The 13,954-nt window shown below is 72.9% G+C and carries 13 protein-coding genes and 1 tRNA gene; 5 read left to right on the top strand and 9 right to left on the bottom strand.

Annotation, left to right across the window (positions count from 1 at the left end; all coding sequences use genetic code 11):
- Positions 1 to 5: 5 nt before the first annotated feature.
- From ACQZOG_RS00815 to ACQZOG_RS00830, 4 genes are all read right to left on the bottom strand, one after another.
- Positions 6 to 455, bottom strand: a complete 450-nt coding sequence (locus tag ACQZOG_RS00815; protein WP_033273310.1) for a copper chaperone PCu(A)C — start codon at positions 453 to 455, stop codon at positions 6 to 8.
- A complete protein-coding gene (locus ACQZOG_RS00820; protein WP_037640550.1) occupies positions 452 to 1,108 on the bottom strand; it encodes an SCO family protein in 657 nt (218 codons plus the stop codon). Before ACQZOG_RS00820 ends, ACQZOG_RS00815 begins: the two co-directional genes overlap by 4 nt.
- Before the next feature lie 81 nt (positions 1,109 to 1,189).
- Positions 1,190 to 1,927, bottom strand: a complete 738-nt coding sequence (locus ACQZOG_RS00825) for a YcnI family copper-binding membrane protein (RefSeq protein ID WP_033273312.1) — start codon at positions 1,925 to 1,927, stop codon at positions 1,190 to 1,192.
- Positions 1,928 to 2,107: 180 nt separating this feature from the next.
- The gene (locus ACQZOG_RS00830; RefSeq protein WP_058916477.1) at positions 2,108 to 2,881 is read right to left on the bottom strand and encodes a hypothetical protein; all 774 of its coding nucleotides are present in this window, start codon (positions 2,879 to 2,881) and stop codon (positions 2,108 to 2,110) included.
- A 220-nt stretch (positions 2,882 to 3,101) separates the two neighbouring features.
- Here ACQZOG_RS00830 and ACQZOG_RS00835 point away from each other — a divergent pair, with 220 nt between their 5' ends.
- Entirely contained in the window at positions 3,102 to 3,557 is a 456-nt protein-coding gene (locus ACQZOG_RS00835; RefSeq protein ID WP_033273314.1) for an ATP-binding protein, read from the top strand.
- A 66-nt stretch (positions 3,558 to 3,623) separates the two neighbouring features.
- Here the strand turns inward: ACQZOG_RS00835 and ACQZOG_RS00840 are convergent, their stop codons facing one another.
- Both ACQZOG_RS00840 and ACQZOG_RS00845 read right to left on the bottom strand, forming a co-directional pair.
- The gene (locus ACQZOG_RS00840; RefSeq protein WP_033273315.1) at positions 3,624 to 5,087 is read right to left on the bottom strand and encodes an aminopeptidase P family protein; all 1,464 of its coding nucleotides are present in this window, start codon (positions 5,085 to 5,087) and stop codon (positions 3,624 to 3,626) included.
- A 117-nt stretch (positions 5,088 to 5,204) separates the two neighbouring features.
- Positions 5,205 to 6,716 carry a PP2C family protein-serine/threonine phosphatase gene (locus tag ACQZOG_RS00845; RefSeq protein ID WP_191878801.1) on the bottom strand — a complete coding sequence of 504 codons (1,512 nt, stop codon included), beginning with the start codon at positions 6,714 to 6,716 and terminating at the stop codon, positions 5,205 to 5,207.
- Positions 6,717 to 7,218: 502 nt separating this feature from the next.
- Here ACQZOG_RS00845 and ACQZOG_RS00850 point away from each other — a divergent pair.
- Together ACQZOG_RS00850 and ACQZOG_RS00855 are read left to right on the top strand one after the other, a co-directional pair.
- Positions 7,219 to 7,884, top strand: coding sequence for a bifunctional DNA primase/polymerase (locus ACQZOG_RS00850; protein ID WP_033273317.1), 666 nt, complete (start codon positions 7,219 to 7,221; stop codon positions 7,882 to 7,884).
- Positions 7,885 to 7,942: 58 nt separating this feature from the next.
- Positions 7,943 to 8,647: a hypothetical protein gene (locus ACQZOG_RS00855; RefSeq protein WP_033273318.1), complete on the top strand. Its 705-nt coding sequence runs from the start codon at positions 7,943 to 7,945 to the stop codon at positions 8,645 to 8,647.
- 279 nt (positions 8,648 to 8,926) lie between these two features.
- Here the strand turns inward: ACQZOG_RS00855 and ACQZOG_RS00860 are convergent, their stop codons facing one another.
- The 3 genes from ACQZOG_RS00860 to ACQZOG_RS00870 form a co-directional block, all read right to left on the bottom strand.
- Entirely contained in the window at positions 8,927 to 9,892 is a 966-nt protein-coding gene (locus ACQZOG_RS00860) for a DUF5926 family protein (protein WP_033273319.1), read from the bottom strand.
- A 269-nt stretch (positions 9,893 to 10,161) separates the two neighbouring features.
- On the bottom strand, positions 10,162 to 10,806 hold the full coding sequence (locus ACQZOG_RS00865) for an ATP-binding protein (RefSeq protein ID WP_063833249.1): 645 nt from the start codon (positions 10,804 to 10,806) through the stop codon (positions 10,162 to 10,164).
- 269 nt (positions 10,807 to 11,075) lie between these two features.
- Entirely contained in the window at positions 11,076 to 11,906 is an 831-nt protein-coding gene (locus tag ACQZOG_RS00870; protein ID WP_033273405.1) for a glycerophosphodiester phosphodiesterase, read from the bottom strand.
- Between the two features lie 293 nt (positions 11,907 to 12,199).
- Here ACQZOG_RS00870 and ACQZOG_RS00875 point away from each other — a divergent pair, with 293 nt between their 5' ends.
- Complete coding sequence (locus ACQZOG_RS00875) at positions 12,200 to 13,639, top strand: S1C family serine protease (protein WP_033273321.1); 1,440 nt, start codon at positions 12,200 to 12,202, stop codon at positions 13,637 to 13,639.
- A gap of 64 nt (positions 13,640 to 13,703) precedes the next feature.
- A tRNA-Ser gene (locus ACQZOG_RS00880) sits at positions 13,704 to 13,790 on the top strand.
- Positions 13,791 to 13,954 lie beyond the last annotated feature (164 nt).

The raw sequence follows: 13,954 nt of genomic DNA on the forward strand, positions 1-13,954 counted from the left end.
CTCCCTCAGTGTCCGGTCGTCGGGCGGTAGGTGGCCGGCTTCACCGGCAGCTCGACCGTGACGGGGTCGGAGTGGGCGAAGCGCAGCTCGACGGAGACCTTCTGACCCTGCTTCGGCTTGCGCTTCAGCTGCTCGAACATCAGATGGTTGCCGCCGCTCTCCAGGACGAGGCTGCCGTGGGCCGGGATGTCGAGGGATTCGACCTCCCGCATCGCCCCGTCGACGGTCTCGTGCACGGTGACCTGGCGGGCGACGTCACTGCTGACCGAGGTCAGCCGGTCCGCGGCGTCGCCGTCGTTGGTGATCGTGAGGAAGCCCGCCGCCAGGTCCGACACCGGCTGCGGCATGTACGCGGCGCCTACCGACAGCTGTGCCGAGCCGTCGTCCGAACCGCCGCACGCGGTCAGGGCGAGCGCGCCGGCCAGCGCGAGGGCGGCGGCCGCGCGGTGCCTCACGGGTTCTCCCCCTTGATGATCTTCGGGAGGTCCTGGGTGTAGTCCTCGACGGTGGCGTCCTCGCCGTAGAGGACGTAACCGCCGTCCGTCTTCGGGGAGAAGGCGATGACCTGGGTGCCGTGGTCGGAGACGGTCTTGCCGTTGTCGTCCTTGCGCGGCGGGTCGATGGAGATGCCGAGGGTGCGGGCGCCGGCCTGGATGGTGGCGAAGTCACCGGTCAGACCGACGACCTGGGAGTCGATGCCCTTGAGCCACGTGCCGAGCTCGGCCGGGGTGTCCCGCTCGGGGTCGGTGGTGACGAACACGATCCGCAGCTGGTCCTGCTGCTCCTTCGGGAGCTGCTTCTTGGCCACCGCGAGGTTGTTCATCGTCAGCGGGCAGACGTCGGGGCAGTGCGTGTAGCCGAAGTAGATCAGCGTGGGCCTGCCCGCGGTCTGCTCGCGGAAGTCGTACGGCTTGCCCTGGGTGTCGGTGAGGACGAGGTCGGGCTTCTCGAAGGGCTTGTCGAGGACGGTGGCCGCCTTCTGGCCGCCGTTCTCCTCGGACACCACGGAGACGGGCGAGCCGCTGTCGCCGTCGTCGCCGCCGCAGGCGGTGAGGGTCAGCGGGACGACGGCGAGCAGAGCCGCCGCCGCGAGGGTCTTCTTGCGCATGGGATGGTCCTGAAGGTGGGTGTGCGGCGCGCACCGGGAGGCCGCGGGCCGGGCCCGGTGCGCGCCGTGGAGAGGGAAGGCTCAGGCGGAGCGCCGGCGCCCGGCGAGCACGCCGTACGCGACGCCCGCGGCGCCGACCACGATGCCGACGACGCCCAGCACGCGGGCGGTGGTGTCGGTGCCGCCGGAGTCGCCGGACGCGGCGGTCGTCTCGGCGGAGGCCTGCTCCGCGTCGTCGGACGCCTTGTCGTCGGCGGCGGCGCCGTGTCCGTGGCCGTCCTCGGCGGGCGCGGACAGGGTCAGCACCGGAGCCGGGTTGTCGGGCTCGTCCTGGCCCTCCTGCGGTACCTCGATCCAGCGGACGACCTCCTTGTTGGAGTACGTCTGCAGGGCCTTGAAGACGAGCTGGTCGGTGTCCTCGGGCAGCGTGCCGACGGAGACCGGGAACTTCTGGAAGAAGCCCGGCTCGATCCCCTCGCCCTTGGCGGTCCAGGTGACCTTGGTGACGGCCTCGTCGATCTTCTTGCCGTGCACCTCGAGCGGCTCGGCCAGGCGCGACTTGGTGACCTTGATGTCCCAGCCCTCGACGGGCTGCGGCTGCACCGACGACAGGGGGTGGTCCGACGGGAACGTGACCTCGAGCTTGGTGGTCGCGGCGTTGTCCCGCTCGTTGGGGACCTTGAAGCCGACGACCGCGTAGCCGCCCTTGGCGGCCTCACCCTCGGGCTGCACGCTGACGTGCGCGAAGCAGGGGGAGGACACGGCGAGGACGGCGGCGCCGGCGACGGCACCGGCGGCGGCGATACGGGAAGCCTTCATGGCAGAAGCACTCCGCTTCGTAGAGGTTTCACGGACGGTGAGGGATACGCGGCGCGGACGGCGGTCGCTCCGCTGGGCGGGACGACGGCCCGGCGCACGCGGCGGGACCGGCGCACAGGCGTGCCGCACGGAGGCGTCCCTCGTCCCGTCCGGAACCCCGGACCGGTGGGTCGCCCCGCGTCAGGCGGCGAGCGCGAGTGCGGAGACGGAGGCCGGGGGACCCCGGCGGATCACCGTGTGGTGCAGGCCCGCGGAGCGCGGGGGAAGCGGAGGGAGCAGCGCGGTGCGCGGGGTGACCGGGCCGGCCTCGGGAGCGCCGGGGAGTCCGGCGCGCAGGGCCCGCACCAGGGCCAGCGCCCCGCGCAGCGACCGCACGAGGGCGCCCTCGGCGACTCCCTGCGCGGACAGCTCGGCCAGACGCAGCAGCGCCAGGTCGCCCCGGCGCAGCAGCCATCCCGCGACCGTCGCGGCGAGGACGTGCCCGAGCAGCATCGGCAGCGACGGCAGCAGCGACCCCACGGGGCCCGCCACGGCGTCGGCCTCGTGGGCCCCCGGCCCGTGCGGCAGGATCCGGGCGTCGGCGAGGAGCCGCTCGGCCTGGGCCGGGCTGATCGTGCCGGGGCCGCACCACAGCCGGGCGGCCTGGGCGACCAGCGAGGCGTCGGACGCGCCCGCGCCGTGCTGCCCGAGTCCGAACAGCGTGTGCAGCGCGGTCTGCCCGCCGGCCAGCAGGGCGGTGATCACCGGCAGCGGGCGGGTGCGCCCGGCGAGCGGCACGGCGACGGCGACCGCCGCGAGGAATCCCGCGCCGAGCGTCCACAGCGGGACGGCGTCGCAGGAGGCGAGCGAGTGGCCTGCCCCGGCCAGCACGACGCAGACCGCGGCGAACACCGCGGCCCGCAGGATCCGGAGTCCTCGTCCGGCGCGCGTCGTGCGCGGATAAGGGGCAGACATGGCGGCCTCATCATCGCACCAGCCCCCGGGGCGCCGTACGCCAGGTCCGCAAGATGAGGTACGACCGTAAGATCACCTGTGCGGTGCGGCGTCCCACATACACCGATCGGCTCCCCCGTACACCCGCCATATGGGCGGTGTCACGTCAACTTCGCGCTTACAGGTCACCACTCAGGGCAATACGTAACGGTATGTCGAGCCGCAGCCAGGAGGCTGGAGCATGAGCATCTGGTGGTCACTCCATCTGCGGCGTGATGCCGCCAGCGTGCCGCTCGCCCGGCGCCTGCTGCTCGGCACCATGGAGACCGCGGGCGTCGATCCCGAGATCTCCTACGACCTGTCCGTCGCCCTCAGCGAGGCCTGCGCGAACGCCGTGGAGCACGGTGGCGGCGCCGCACGCGACCACACCTCGGAGGCGTTCCGGGTGACGGCCTACCTCGACGGCGAGAAGTGCCGCATCGAGGTCGCCGACGCCGGCCCCGGCTTCCCCGCCGCCGGGCCCCGCCCCCGCCCCCAGCCCGTCCCGGCCGAGGCGGAGCACGGCCGTGGCCTGTGCCTCATCGAGCAACTGGCCGACCACGTCCACATCGGCAACAAGCCGGGGCGAGGCGGCGCGGTGGTGAGCTTCGACAAGATCCTCAAGTGGCGCGAGGACGCGCCGCTGACGGCGGTCTGACGCACACGACGAGGGCCCCTCCCGGCGATCCGGGAGGGGCCCTCGTTCATGCGTGCCAGGGGTGACTCAGCCCTTGAGGTCCGCCATCCACGCCTCCACCTCGTCCGAGCGGCGGGGCAGGGCGGAGGACAGGTTCGTGTTGCCGTCCTCGGTGACCAGGATGTCGTCCTCGATGCGGACGCCGATGCCCCGGTACTCCTCGGGGACCGTCAGGTCGTCGGCCTGGAAGTACAGGCCCGGCTCCACGGTGAGGACCATGCCCGGCTCCAGCGTGCCGTCGACGTAGGTCTCGGTGCGCGCGGCGGCGCAGTCGTGGACGTCCATGCCGAGCATGTGACCGGTGCCGTGCAGCGTCCAGCGGCGCTGCAGGCCCAGCTCCAGCACCCGCTCCACCGGGCCCTCGACCAGGCCCCACTCGACGAGCCGCTCGGCCAGCACGCGCTGCGCGGCGTCGTGGAAGTCGCGGTACTTGGCGCCCGGCTTCACGGCCGCGATGCCCGCCTCCTGGGCGTCGTACACCGCGTCGTAGATCTTCTTCTGCAGCTCGGTGTAGCGGCCGTTGACCGGCAGCGTCCGCGTGACGTCGGCGGTGTAGTACGTGTGCGTCTCCACACCGGCGTCGAGCAGCAGCAGGTCGCCGGAGCGGACGGGGCCGTCGTTGCGCACCCAGTGCAGGGTGCAGGCGTGCGGTCCCGCGGCGCAGATGGATCCGTAGCCGACGTCGTTGCCCTCGACGCGGGCGCGCAGGAAGAACGTTCCCTCGATGTAGCGCTCGCTGGTGGCCTCGGCCTTGTCGAGGACCTTCACCACGTCCTCGAAGCCGCGCACGGTGGAGTCGACGGCCTTCTGCAGCTCGCCGATCTCGAAGTCGTCCTTGACGAGCCGCATCTCGGAGAGGAAGACGCGCAGTTCCTCGTCGCGTTCGGCGGTGACCTTGTCGGTCAGCGCCTCCTCGATCCCGGCGTCGTAGCCGCGCACCACACGGACCGGGCCGGTGGCCTCGCGCAGCGCGCCGGCCAGCTCGCGGACGTCGGAGGCGGGGATGCCGTACCGCTTCTCGGCCTCGGTGAGGGAGTGGCGGCGGCCCACCCACAGCTCGCCCTGGCCGTCCAGCCAGAACTCGCCGTTCTCACGGTCGGAGCGGGGCAGGAGGTAGATCGTCTCCTGGTGGCCGTCCGTCGTCGGCTCCATGACGAGGACGCCGTCCTCCGTCTGGTTGCCGGTGAGGTAGGCGTACTCGACGGACGCCCGGAACGGGTACTCCGTGTCGTTCGAGCGGGTCTTCAGGTTGCCCGCCGGGATCACCAGGCGCTCACCGGGGAAGCGGGCGGACAGCGCCGCGCGGCGGGCGGCGGTCTCGGCGGCCTGGGCGATCGGCTCCAGGTCGTGCAACTCGGTGTCGGCCCAGCCGCTCTTCATGTTCTCGGCCAGCTCGTCGGACACGCCCGGGTACAGGCCGTTCTTCCGCTGCTTGACGGGCTCCTCGTCGGCAGTCTCCGGGGTCTCCGGCAGCTCCTCCGCCACGGTCATCCTCCTCGATACGGCACTGGACCACCCCCATCGTACGGTCGGGCGGAAACGGACGAACCGGGGAAGCGCCTGTTACCTGGGAGGCACGCGCGGTGAGCGGCGCGCGGGACGGGCGGATCAGTCGAAGCGCGCCGCGAGCAGCACCACGTCCTCCGAGGTGTCCGCGTCCTCGGCGCCCTCCGGCAGCACCGCCCGCAGTACGTGGTCGGCGACGGCGCCCGGGTCGCGGCGCAGCGCCCGCGGCACCCCGGCCGCGGCGGCGTGCAACCGGGCGAAGGCGCGGTCGGTCGGGTCGCCGGTGCGGTGCAGCAGGCCGTCGGTGTAGAGCAGCACCGTGTCGCCCGCCTCCGCCTGCACCTCCACGCTGGGCGCCTCCCAGCACGCGAGCATCCCGAGGGGGGCCGAGACGGATGTCTCCACGAACTCGGTGCGGCGCTCGCCGAGCAGCAGCGGCGGGCTGTGCCCGGCCCCGGCCAGGGTGATCCGGCGCACCGCGGGCTCGCAGTAGCCGAACAGCGCGGTGGCCGACCGGGCCGGCTCGGTCAGCCGCAGCAACAGCTCCAGGTCGGACAGGACGGCGACCGGGTCCTCGCCCTCCATCACGGCGTACGCCCGCAGGGACGCCCGCAGCCGGCCCATCGCGGCGACGGCGCTGGGGCCGGACCCGGTGACGGAGCCGACGGCGAGTCCGAGCGCGGCGTCCGGCAGCGGCAGCGCGTCGTACCAGTCCCCGCCTCCGCTCGGGCAGGTGCGATGGCGCGCGGCGAGCTGCACGCCTGCCACCCGCGGCAGGCGGGAGGGCAGCAGCTCCTCGGTCATCGTGGCCATCGACGCGCGCGTGTGCTCCAGTTCGAGGAGCCGGGCGAGGTGCTCCGCCGCGTGCCGGACGTACAGGCCGACGAGGTGGCGCTGCCGCTCGACGGGTTCGGCGGGTTCGTCGTACAGCCAGACGACCGCGCCGAGGCGTCCGGCGGTGTCGGTGGCGAGGGGCAGGGCGTAGCTGGCGGCGTAGCCGAGGCGGGCGGCCACCTCACGGTGCCGGGGGTCGAGGCTCTGCTCGGCGAACAGGTCGGGCTCGGCGACGCCGTCGTCCCCGCCGGGCAGTCCGTCGAGGATCCGGCCGTGCGGCAGGGCGCCGCGCGGCACCGTCTCCAAGTGGCCCAGGTCCGCGCGGCCGAGGCCCAGCCCGACGGTCGTGGAGGGCCCGCGCCCGTCGGCGGGCTCCAGGGCGACGAGCCCGCGCCGGGCGCCCACCAGGGCGGCTCCCGCGCGCAGCAGTTCGTCCAGGGCGGCGTCGAGCGTGCCGGCGCGGACCAGTCGTTCGGTCAGTTCGTGCAGGGTGGTGAGGTCCGAGACCCAGCCGGCGAGGCGGTCCTGGAGCAGCGCGCCCGGGGCGCTGTGGGGGTGTGCCGCGGCGGACGGGGTGGTACCCGTGGCGGGCGCGACAGTGTGTGCGGGGGCGGGAACCGTTGAATCGATTCCGGCCACTTTCGGAGGGTGCGGAGCGTTCATGGCGTCCGGCTTTCCGGCCGGTACGTACTGCTCAAAAGCATCGCAAACCCCCATGTCGTTCTGCGTCGCCGGCAGTGTCTCCACATGTACACGTACTCGTGAGGAGATGTCCAGCATTGTCCTGCTGGGATTCCTGGTGTCCGTGTGACCGAGAAGAACTCCCGATGGAACTCTTGCCGAAATGCGAAGTTGGCTTGAAACTGCCTCAGGGGGAGGCTTACTGCGGTCGACTGGCCTTGCTCGACGGAGCGTCACAGCGGTCGTGATGGGTACGTACTCGGAGAAGGCCAGGGGTGGTTGGGAACCGCCCGGGAACCTGGCGACGGACCCGGGCGTCTTAACCACCGACGACCGTGCCCCATCCTCCCGTGGCGGAGGCGGAGAGAAACACGCGCGACGGTAAACGCCAGACTTCGCCACCCCACGCCGTACCCGTACTTCTGATAGACGCTGTATGGGTGGAACGGCCGCGGAGGCAGCCCATGCCCGGCCCCTGGGGGTTCCCCCTGCCCGGCGCGGGGGTGTGATGCGCCAACAGGTACGCACAGTGAAGTGATCGACACATGACGTGAATGGTCCACGGTGTTGCCAGGCGTGCAACGGAAAGGAACGAGCGCTCATGCGCGAGATCCTCGGAAGGCGACGCAGGCTCCTGTCCCGGCGTGGTGACGAGGGGCCCGATCTGATCGGTGCGGCCCTGACCTTCGCCGCGGAGTGGCAGTGGCCCGTACTCCCCGGCGTGGCGGCCGACCCGCAGGACGGGTCCCGCTGCGCCTGCCCCGACCCGGAGTGCACGGTGCCGGGCGCCCATCCGTTCGACCCCGGCCTTCTCGCCGCCACCACCGACGCGCGGATGGTGCGCTGGTGGTGGACCAACCGGCCGACGGCACCGATCGTGCTCGCCACCGGCGGCAAGGCCCCGTGCGCGGTGTCCCTGCCCGCCCTGCCGGCCGCCCGCGCGCTCGCCGCGCTGGACCGCCGGGGGATGCGGCTCGGCCCGGTCGTCGCCTCGCCGACCCGCTGGGCGATTCTCGTCAAGCCGTACTCCCTGGAGCAGCTGGGCGAACTGCTCTACGCCCAGGACTTCGTCCCCGGCTCCCTCCGCTTCCACGGCGAGGGCGGCTACCTGGCCCTGCCCCCGTCGGTCACCGCGCAGGGGGAGATCCGCTGGGAGCGGGCGCCGCTGCCCGGCTCGGCGTCGCCCTGGATGCCCGACGTCGAGGCCGTGGTGGACGTGCTGGTCGACGCCCTCACCCGTACGGGTGTGAGCGCCCCCGAGATGTAGGCGGCGCCGTCGCGCGCCGCGCCCGGCAGCCCGTGCGAGGCCGCTATCTTCCCGGGACATGCCGCGTCATGCCGGGGGACGTGCCCGGGCGTCCCGCAGAGCCCGAGCGACCGCCCTCGCGGGCGTCGCGGCGGCCTGCGCGCTCACGCTGCCGCTGGCGGTCGCCTGCGCGGGCCAGGACGACGGCCGGAACCATCCCTCGGCCGGGCCGGACGATCTGCGTCCGATTTCCGTCCCCGTGAAGGGTGCTGCGGAGATCCCCGCGGAGAAGAGAAGCGCGCCCGACGGACGCGTCCCCGGAGGCCACGCTTCCGAGTGGGGCGCAACGGAGATCCGCGTCCCGGAGGACGGGGACGTCCTGGTGCGGGCGCCGACGGCGGACGAGGCGCCGCCGGGCGCGCCTGTGTCGACCGCCCTGCGCTGTGGCCCCGCCCTGTCCTCGCCCGACGGCGTGGAGGCGCAGACGTGCGTGGTGGTGCGGGGAGAGGACGTGTGGGCGCGGACGTACTACCGCAACACCACCGGCGCGCCCCTGGACGCGACCCTGTCCCTGCTCGGTCCGGACGGGCACAGCGTGCGGAGCCGGTGCGTGGCGGGGGCGGGGGACGACCCGTCCCTGTGCGAGACGCCGCGCGTACGTCTGAAGGGGGAGCCGCTGCGGTACACGGCGGTCGCGGAGTTCGCCGCCCACGCGGGCGGTGCACGGGAGGGGCGGCTGCTGTTGCGGGCCGGGAGCAACTCGCCGTCGGGGAGAGAGCGGTGAGACGCGGAAGTCTCTGTCCGACGCCCGGGGAGCCCGTGCGGAGGCCCGGACGGAGGGCGTGTGGCGGGCACACAAAGACCCGGTTGCTGGCGACGGGGGATGCACCAGCAACCGGGCTACTGGAACGGTAACAAGAGATCGGCGGTAAGCAAATTCGATCTCGGCGTTTCCAGTCACCGACTGGCTTGTGAGTACGGGGAGTTACGCGAGCGTAAGGAGATGTGTCCCGGGCGGTTCGGCCCGCCCGGGACACCCGCGGGAAGCCGGGTGCGCGGCGCCTCAGCTCAGCGTGACCTGGCGGTTCGTCAGACCGCCGCGCGCCCGGCGCTCGTCCGCGGTGAGCGGGGCGTCGGTCGCCAGTGCGGCGGCGAGCCGCTCGGCGAACTCGGCGGCCGGCTTCTCCACGTCGTCCGCGCGGACCTCGCTCGGCAGGTCCCAGACCGGCACGGTGAGCCCGTGGGCGCGGAAGGAGCCGACCAGACGGGTGCCCTCGCCGAGGGAGGAGCGGCCCGCCGCGTGCAGCCGCGCGAGCGCGTCCAGGAGCTGCTCCTCCGCGTGCGGCATGACCCACCGCAGGTGGTTCTTCTCGGGCGTCTCGCACCAGTACGCGGAGTCCACGCCCGTCAGCTTCACGGTCGGGATCGCCGCCGCGTTCGCCCGCTCCAGGGAGGCGGCGACGTCCGGCGAGGCGTTCTCCGGGTCCGGGACCCAGAACTCGAACCCGTCGTGCACGACCGGCTCGAAAGCGCCCTCCGGGTCGAGCAGGTCCTGCAGCCGGGAGCCGTCGGCGGGCGCACGGCGGGCCTGCACCGGGGTGCCCGGCTCGGCGGTCAGCGCGCGCTGCAGCGTGTCGGCGAGATCGCGGCTGAGGTCGCCGGAAGGCGTGTCGTTCTGCAGGCCGAGCAGCACCGAGCCGTCGTCGCGGCGGAGCGCCGGCCAGGCCATCGGAAGCACCGTGGCCAGGGTGACGGACGGGACGCCCTCGGGCAGGCCGCTCTTCAGGGTCAGCTCGACGGTCGCGGCGGGCACCAGCTCGCGCAGCGCCACCCAGTCGCACTCGCCCGGAAGGCCTTCGAACGGGCGGTGCACCAGCTCGGTCACCGCCTGCGCGGCTGCGCGGCCGTGGCACGCCTTGTAGCGGCGGCCGCTGCCGCAGGGGCAGGGTTCGCGCGCGCCGACGACCGGGATCTGCCCGTCCGTGAGCTGCGGGCGCTTGGCCTTCGTCTGAGGTCGCTTCTTGGCCATCGTGGGTGTCTCCCGGTTACGGCTCGTCTCGTACGGCGCGAGCCTAGCCGTTCGCGCCACGGCCGACGGGAACCTGTGGACGACGGGGTGGCCTGTGGACAACCCGGAGCGCCCCGTGGCGGCCCTCTCGGGAGAGCTGGACGGTGCAGGGTGTCGGGCAGCCCTACGAGGTGCGGGCTGCTGCCGGGGGAGCCTCACGAGGTGTGGGCTGCCGGCGGAGTCTCACGAGGTGTGGGCTGCCGGGGAGCCTGCCCCGGCACCGTGGGCGGTCAGTCCAGGTCGTCGAAGACGTCCGCGAAGTCCAGCCCGGTGAGGCGTGCGACCGGCGGGGCCGTCACCCGTGCCGCGAAGTCCTCGCGGCGGTGGCAGCTCCCGGCGTCCGGGTCGTGCACGTCCTCGTGGACGACGACCCACACCGTGACCTCCCCGGGCACCTCGTCGCGCACGCCCCAGTCGTCGGAGAGCGCGGAGATGATGTTGAGCCCGCGGCCGCCGTGCGCGGTGACCGACGGGGTGGCAGGCGCTGGGCGGGTCGGACCGCCCCCGTCGGTGACCTCGACGACGAGCCGGCCGCGCGGGTCCACCCGCCAGGCCGCACGCACGTCGCCGTCGCCCGCCAGGCTGTCGCCCAGGGGCCGGCCGTGTTTGCACGCGTTGCTCAACAGCTCGGAAAGGATCAGTACGGCATCGTCGACGACCGATTCCGGGACGCCTCCGTCACGCAGCTGCGTGCGCATCCGGCGCCTCGCCTTCCCCACGCCCGCAGGGCCATGGGGCACGGCCATGCTCGACGACGTGGGCACCTCCTGTGCCACCACCAACGCCACCCCCGAGACCTCCTTCGCCCCACGCCACGGTGTGGATGCCCCATCGGCCTGAACCGGAAACCGGCCGATCCGTGCGCGGTGACGCACTTGGAACGATCGAATACGCACCGAACGCGCCGGAGCACTCCCCGTAGTCGCATGGCTGGATTTCGTCGATGTGGCCGAGATATGAGGATGTGGGCGACCGGTCCCGTGGGTCAAGAGGTGGGCGACAACCACTGGGACACACGGGACGGATGCGACGCTCTGGGAGGGTTCCGGGGTCCGCTTCCGGCCTGTCATCCGCCGGGTTCGCGGGCCACCGACCGAGCCGGGCCGCACCGCGTCCATCCGTACCGAAGAGGCGTCTTCGCAGCTCAGCGCCCGAGCCGGTCGAGCACCGCACGCGGCCGGTTGGTGATGATGGCGTCCACGCCGAGACCCACGCACAGGTCGACGTCCGCCGGCTCGTTGACCGTCCAGACGTGCACCTGGCGCCCGGTCCGCTTGAGGCGCTCGATGTAGGCGGGGTGGCTGCGCAGGATGCGGATCGAGGGGCCCGCGATGTCCACGCCCTCGGGCAGCCGCCCGTCGCGCAGCCGCGGTGTGACGAACTGCATGAGGTAGACCGTCGGCATCGTCGGGGACGCGGCGCGCACGCGGTGCAGGGAGCGCGCGGAGAAGCTCATGACGCGCACCGGCGAGTCCTCGCGGGAGGCGGGCGCGTCCAGCCCGAACCGCTTGAGCAGGACCAGCAGCCGTTCCTCGACCTGCCCCGCCCAGCGCGTGGGGTGCTTGGTCTCGATCGCCAGTTCCACCCGGCGTCCGGCGTCGGCGACGAGCTCCAGCAGCCGCTCCAGGGTGAGTACGGAGGTGGCCTCGCGGTCCTCGGGGCGGTGCTCCCAGTCGGGCTCCTCGACGCGGGGCCCGCCGGCCGCGTCCCGGGTCTTCCACGAGCCGAAGTCGAGCGCGGCGAGATCGGAGAGCTCGAGCGCCGACACGGCGCCGCGCCCGTTCGACGTACGGTTGACGCGACGGTCGTGTACACACACCAGGTGTCCGTCGGCGGTGAGGCGTACGTCGCACTCGAGTGCGTCCGCGCCGTCCTCGATCGCCTTGCGGTACGCGGCCAGGGTGTGCTCGGGGGCGTCCTCGGACGCCCCGCGGTGTGCGACGACTCGGGTCAGGTGCTGACGTGCGTGGGTCACCGCGTCATGGTGCCACCGCGCGTCGGCCGGTGGGCGGGCGGTGTGGCGTGATCGGTACGGCAGTCCGGTCGGAGCCATCGAGTGGCGCACCTTACGTGAGTAATGCCCTATATAAAGAATGACCCCGGACCCACAGGAACGGCTTACGGTGCCCTGACGGCGTGTGGGAAAAGCTGACGTCATACAAAGAGACGTGCACAGCTCCATCCGCGCCGCGCCGGACGTCAGGCGCGCGTGACATGCGGGCCCGAGTGCGACCGAGACCGAACAGCCGTGGATCGAGGAGACAAGCTGTGAGCACCGAGAACGAGGGCACCGCGGTACCCCCGGCCCCGTCGGCTCCGCCGCCCCCGGCGGACGCTCCCGCTGCTTCCGCACCCCAGGGCGCGCACCCGGGGTCGGCTCCGGCGGCCGGCGACCCCTACGGCCCCCCGGCCTCCCAGGCCCACCACGACCGGGGCGAGTCCACCTCCGCCCCCGACCTGTCCTGGCCGCCGCCCCCGCCGTCCACCCCGGCGTACGGCGCCGGCGGCGCGGGACACGGCGCCGCGGGCCAGGGCGGTGGCGGCTGGGGCGCCGGCTGGGGTGCCGCGCACCAGCAGCCCGCGCCGAAGAACGGCCGCGGGCGCGGCGGGCTCGTCGCCGCGGTCCTGGTGGCCGCGCTGGTCGCGGGTGGCCTGGGCGGCGGCCTCGGCTACACGCTCGCCCGGGAGAACGACAGCGGCGGCTCGACGACCGTGTCGGCGGGCACCACCGGCGGCAACGTCAAGCGCGACCCGGGCACGGTCGCCGCGGTCGTGGCGGCGGCGCTGCCCAGCACGGTCACCATCGAGGCGGCGAGCAGCAGCGGCGAGGGCGGCACGGGCACCGGCTTCGTCTTCGACAAGCAGGGCCACATCGTCACCAACAACCACGTGGTGGCGGAAGCCGTCGACGGCGGCAACCTCTCCGCGACGTTCCCCGACGGCAAGAAGTACGAGGCGGAGGTCGTCGGCAACGCGCAGGGGTACGACGTCGCCGTCATCAAGCTGAAGAACGCGCCGTCGGACCTCAAGCCGCTGACCCTGGGCAACTCCGACGACGTGGCGGTCGGCGACTCCACCATCGCGATCGGCGCGCCCTTCGGCCTGTCCGACACGGTGACGACCGGCATCATCAGCGCGAAGAACCGCCCGGTCGCCTCCAGCGACGGCAGCGGGAGCAAGGCCTCCTACATGAGCGCACTGCAGACCGACGCGTCGATCAACCCGGGCAACTCCGGCGGTCCGCTGCTGGACGCGCAGGGCAACGTGATCGGCATCAACTCCGCGATCCAGTCGACCAGCAACGGCGGCTTCGGCACGGGCCAGGCCGGCTCCATCGGCCTCGGCTTCGCCATCCCGATCAACCAGGCCAAGTACGTCGCCCAGGAGCTGATCGAGAACGGCAAGCCGGTGTACGCCAAGATCGGCGCGTCCGTCTCCCTGGAGGACACCACCAACGGCGCGAAGATCACCGAGCAGGGCGTGGGCGGCACTGAGCCCGTCGACCCGGGCGGCCCCGCGGACAAGGCGGGCCTGAAGCCGGGTGACGTCATCACCAAGCTCGACGACCGGGTCATCGACTCCGGCCCGACGCTGATCGGCGAGATCTGGACGCACAAGCCCGGCGACGAGGTGACGATCACCTACGAACGCGGCGGCAAGGAGCGGACCACGGAACTCACCTTGGGCTCCCGCGTGGGCGACAGCTGACCCCACCCGCCACCCCCGCACCCGTTACCCTTGTCCCCGCGCCGCCGATCACCGGCCGGCGCGGGGAGGCGTGCCCGAGCGGCCGAAGGGAACGGTCTTGAAAACCGTCGTGGCAGCGATGTCACCGTGGGTTCAAATCCCACCGCCTCCGCGCAGGTGATGAACGTTGCAGGTCAGAGAGGGTGTCCCGTCCACCCGGGGCACCCTCTCTGCGTGCGCCTTGCCTCACCGTGAGTCGCAGGCATCCCACCTCTGCCAGCGCGTGTGGCCAACCTGCGGCCAGGAGCCATGCCCCCTCGGCCCCGCCCTCGTACT

The organism is Streptomyces sp. P13-3-3 (assembly GCF_050571355.1).
Classification (GTDB): domain Bacteria; phylum Actinomycetota; class Actinomycetes; order Streptomycetales; family Streptomycetaceae; genus Streptomyces; species Streptomyces althioticus.

Bases quoted from the DNA above. Each gene is read 5' to 3' on its own strand.
- ACQZOG_RS00830 (WP_058916477.1), bottom strand. From the start codon at position 2,881: ATGTCTGCCCCTTATCCGCGCACGACGCGCGCCGGACGAGGACTCCGG.
- ACQZOG_RS00825 (WP_033273312.1), bottom strand. From the start codon at position 1,927: ATGAAGGCTTCCCGTATCGCCGCCGCCGGTGCCGTCGCCGGCGCCGCC.
- ACQZOG_RS00835 (WP_033273314.1), top strand. From the start codon at position 3,102: ATGAGCATCTGGTGGTCACTCCATCTGCGGCGTGATGCCGCCAGCGTG.
- ACQZOG_RS00820 (WP_037640550.1), bottom strand. From the start codon at position 1,108: ATGCGCAAGAAGACCCTCGCGGCGGCGGCTCTGCTCGCCGTCGTCCCG.
- ACQZOG_RS00840 (WP_033273315.1), bottom strand. From the start codon at position 5,087: ATGACCGTGGCGGAGGAGCTGCCGGAGACCCCGGAGACTGCCGACGAG.
- ACQZOG_RS00850 (WP_033273317.1), top strand. From the start codon at position 7,219: ATGCGCGAGATCCTCGGAAGGCGACGCAGGCTCCTGTCCCGGCGTGGT.
- ACQZOG_RS00855 (WP_033273318.1), top strand. From the start codon at position 7,943: ATGCCGCGTCATGCCGGGGGACGTGCCCGGGCGTCCCGCAGAGCCCGA.
- ACQZOG_RS00860 (WP_033273319.1), bottom strand. From the start codon at position 9,892: ATGGCCAAGAAGCGACCTCAGACGAAGGCCAAGCGCCCGCAGCTCACG.
- ACQZOG_RS00845 (WP_191878801.1), bottom strand. From the start codon at position 6,716: ATGCTGGACATCTCCTCACGAGTACGTGTACATGTGGAGACACTGCCG.